This window comes from Bacillus sp. LR--39, assembly GCF_053613335.1.
Genome location: NZ_JBSIOT010000401.1, coordinates 1 through 993, shown reverse-complemented (window position 1 = coordinate 993; position 993 = coordinate 1). Strand labels below are relative to the sequence as shown.

Below are 993 nucleotides of genomic sequence, written 5' to 3'. Positions count from 1 at the left end.
CTTCGAAGGAATCCAGCTACGTTACAGGCATCACATTGTTTGCGGACGGCGGAATGACGAAATATCCTTCTTTCCAGGCAGGCCGCGGTTAAACATAAAAAGCGACCCAGACATGACATCTGGATCGCTTTTTTATTACGCACGCTTTTTCTTAACAAGTGCTGCTACAGATAAAATAATGGCAGCCGCAGACAGCACAATCGCTGTAATGTCTAGAGCTGAAGAACCTGAGTCTTCGGAATCGTCTTCTGTTTTCGTGGCGCCGTGCTCATCTGTCACTTGCTTTGCAGACGTGATGTTTGTAATGGAATGAGGTGTATCGGCATCCTCGTCACCTGTCCACTCAACAATGCTGCCGTCTTTGTAATATTGGTATGCGTCCCAAGCAGCTTCCTCCGCTTTGTCAGGGTTTTTGGCAACAAAGGTAAACTGCTGGAACTGTCCTTCCTGAATGCCTCCGTCAGTCGCCTCCCATGTCACGGACACTGATTTGTCATCATGTTTTTGAGTGGAAACCTTCCAGCCCGGAATTGGCTCATATTGCTGGAATTCAACATCCTTCGGCATTTTGAGGACAACCTTCGTTGTCGGCAGATTTTTCTCTGAAGGAACCTTTATTGTATACGTTTCCCAAGAGCCTGCAGCAGACTCAGCCGGTTTTACAGAAACATGCGCGCTGGCAGGGGCCGTAAAGAATAAGAGGGAGCCGACAATAGCCGGACATAGTGTCAATGCGATTTTTTTCAACAACGTAAACACTCCTTAATTGGTCTTTGTAAACATGATATTGATTTCGTTAAAGTCGCCGGTCAGGCCGTGGACTTTGATCTTCCAGTTTCCTTTTTCATTAATCGACAGGTTTTGATCCTGGAAGACGCCTTTTGTTTTTTCTTTTAATGTAAAGGTGCTTTTGTTTTCGCTGCCTGACAGACCTGTTTTATAAACGGTTAACGTGATTTGCTCGATGTTTCTCACGGGGTCACCGTTATGGTC

General features: G+C 45.9%; 1 protein-coding gene and 2 pseudogenes. 1 reads left to right on the top strand and 2 read right to left on the bottom strand.

Annotated elements, in window-relative coordinates:
• Positions 1–92 (top strand): annotated as a pseudogene (locus tag ACWHAR_RS23585) (glucose-1-dehydrogenase); the annotation flags it as partial.
• A gap of 43 nt (positions 93–135) precedes the next feature.
• Here the strand turns inward: ACWHAR_RS23585 and ACWHAR_RS23580 are convergent.
• Together ACWHAR_RS23580 and ACWHAR_RS23575 are read right to left on the bottom strand one after the other, a co-directional pair.
• Positions 136–750, bottom strand: coding sequence for a YcnI family copper-binding membrane protein (locus ACWHAR_RS23580; RefSeq protein ID WP_041057787.1), 615 nt, complete (start codon positions 748–750; stop codon positions 136–138).
• A 12-nt stretch (positions 751–762) separates the two neighbouring features.
• Positions 763–993, bottom strand: a pseudogene (locus tag ACWHAR_RS23575) (copper transporter); the annotation flags it as partial.